At 42.5% G+C, this 2,423-nt stretch carries 3 protein-coding genes; all 3 read right to left on the bottom strand.

From position 1 onward, the window contains the following. Positions 1-7: 7 nt before the first annotated feature. Positions 8-370 (bottom strand): S1 RNA-binding domain-containing protein, encoded by a 363-nt coding sequence (locus STRDD04_RS09555; protein WP_062201820.1) that lies wholly within the window; start codon positions 368-370, stop codon positions 8-10. Beyond that, the gene (locus STRDD04_RS09560; protein ID WP_062201822.1) at positions 367-1,770 is read right to left on the bottom strand and encodes a bifunctional Cof-type HAD-IIB family hydrolase/peptidylprolyl isomerase; all 1,404 of its coding nucleotides are present in this window, start codon (positions 1,768-1,770) and stop codon (positions 367-369) included. Before STRDD04_RS09560 ends, STRDD04_RS09555 begins: the two co-directional genes overlap by 4 nt. Positions 1,771-1,807: 37 nt before the next feature. Further along, a partial coding sequence (locus STRDD04_RS09565; RefSeq protein ID WP_082757377.1) for a response regulator transcription factor occupies positions 1,808-2,423 on the bottom strand: 616 nt, incomplete at its 5' end.

Below are 2,423 nucleotides of genomic sequence, written 5' to 3' on the forward strand. Positions count from 1 at the left end.
CTTTTTTCTAATCTTTTTGTTCTTTTAGAAAATCCTTGGCTTCCTTAATCCAGATTGGCATTTGCTTACCTAAGGGCGCAAAACCAATTTTACAACGATCATTTGAAAAGCGATGCCGTCTCGGTAAGCGATGTTTTTCTTCCTCTAAGGTCCGCATAGACAGACTGGCCTTGCCAGAAAACTCGTCATAATCCACCACCTGCACGAGAACCTGATCCCCGATTTTTAAAATATCGTGAATATTATCAATATAGCCCGTCCGAATCTCAGAAATATGAATGAGGCCAATCAGACCGCTTTCTAGTTCAACAAAGGCACCGTAGGGCTGAATCCCTGTAATTTTGCCCTTTAACTTATCTCCGATTTTCATTCGTCTATAACCTCAATCGTCTCAATAACAACATCCTCAAGCGGTTTATCCATTGAAGCTATCTCAACTGCTGCGATTTTGTCCAAAACTTCATAAGAAGCCTCATCTACTAACTGCCCAAATACAGTATGTCGACGGTCCAAATGCGGTGTCCCGCCCTTGCTAGCATAAATTTCAGCAATTGGCTCCGGCCATCCTCCCCGAGTCAATTCCTTGGTTGAATAAGGAAGACTGCTGTTTTGAACAATAAAGAACTGACTGCCATTGGTATTTGGTCCAGCATTTGCCATTGACAGGGCTCCACGGATATTATAAAGCTCTGGTGAAAACTCGTCTTCAAAGCGCTCGCCGTAAATTGACTCGCCACCCATCCCAGTACCAGTCGGATCGCCACCCTGAATCATAAAATCTTTGATAATTCGGTGGAAAATCACTCCGTCATAGTAGCCATCCTTAGATAAGGCGATAAAGTTGGCAACTGTTTTCGGCGCTTGCTCTGGAAACAGTTTGATCTTCAAATCCCCATGATTAGTCTTGATTTTTGCAATCGGTCCTTCAACCGCTTCAGGATTGACCTGTGGGAAATTCAACTCTTTTTCTACCATTCCTAACTCCTCCAAAGCATAAAAAATACCATCTTCTTCTACTGTTTTTGTGATGAAATCTGCCTTTTTCTGCAGTTCTTTATGGGAAATCCCCATAGCAATGCTGATACCTGCATAGTCAAACAATTCTAAATCATTAAGCTCATCGCCAAAAACCAAGACATTCTCAGGTTTTAAGTCTAGATGCTCCGCCACCTTAGCAACACCAGCTGCCTTTGAACCTTCTGTCGGAACAACATCCGATGAATGCTCATGCCAGCGAACCAAGCGCAGAGCTGAGGCTAGATCCTCTGGCAACTGTAAACTGTCTCCTACATTTTCAAAGGTCCACATTTGGTAGATTTCACGATCTTTGTAAAAATCAGGATTGACAGCCAGATCTGGATATATGATATCAATTGCGGACGAAATCATAGGATTGCGGACGGATAAAGCCGCTTCATGACTACCTACCAAACCGTAATCAATCCCCGCTTCCTTGGTCCATGCAATGTAGGATTCCACACACTCTTGTGGAATGACCGTTTTAGCAATAACTTCCCCTCTTCGATTTTCAACGTAAGCCCCATTCAAGGTGACAAAAAAATCAGGATCCAAGGTACGAATTTCTGGAACGACTCCAAAAATGCCACGTCCAGAAGCAATTCCTGTCAGAATACCTTTTTCTCTCAGCTGTTTAAACACAACTTTGATTGACTCTGGGATGAAGCCTGTATTCTTTACTCGCAAGGTGTCGTCGATATCAAAGAAAACAATCTTAATTTTTTTTGCCTTATATTTTAATTTTGCGTCCATATTTTCCTCTTTCAATCTAATCTTTTCTATTATATCATTAAAAATCGTCTTGCGGAACAAGGTGATGCTGAAAAGCGTAGACGACTGCCTGGGTTCGATCGCTCACTTCCAGCTTGGATAAAATATTGGACACATGCGTCTTGACTGTTTTCAAGGAAATAAAGAGCTCATCAGCAATCCGCTGATTTTCATAGCCCTTGGCTAAAAGCCCCAAAATATCCCGCTCCCGCGCTGTCAAATCCTCATAAAGCTCTATATGATTTCGATGGTATTCAACCTTCTTACTGACTTCTGTTTCAATGGCAAATTCACCTTTTGCAACCTTTCTGACTGCGTGGAGAATTTCCTCAGCACTGGAGGTCTTCAGCATATAGCCACGAGCACCAGCATCCAACACTGGATAGATTTTTTCATTGTCCAGATAAGACGTCAAAATCAAAATCTTTGCCTCTGGCCATTCTTTCAAGATAGCCAAGGTGGCATCAATACCGCTCATCTCTGGCATCACAATGTCCATTATAATTACATCGGGCCGGCTTGCCAAGGCTGCTTCGACTCCTTCTCTGCCATTGGTGGCTTCTGCTACTCCTTCAACATCTTCCTGTAATTCTAAAAAGCTTTTTAAACCCAATCTGACCATTTGATGGTCATCC

This window comes from Streptococcus sp. DD04 (assembly GCF_001578725.1).
Taxonomy (GTDB): domain Bacteria; phylum Bacillota; class Bacilli; order Lactobacillales; family Streptococcaceae; genus Streptococcus; species Streptococcus sinensis.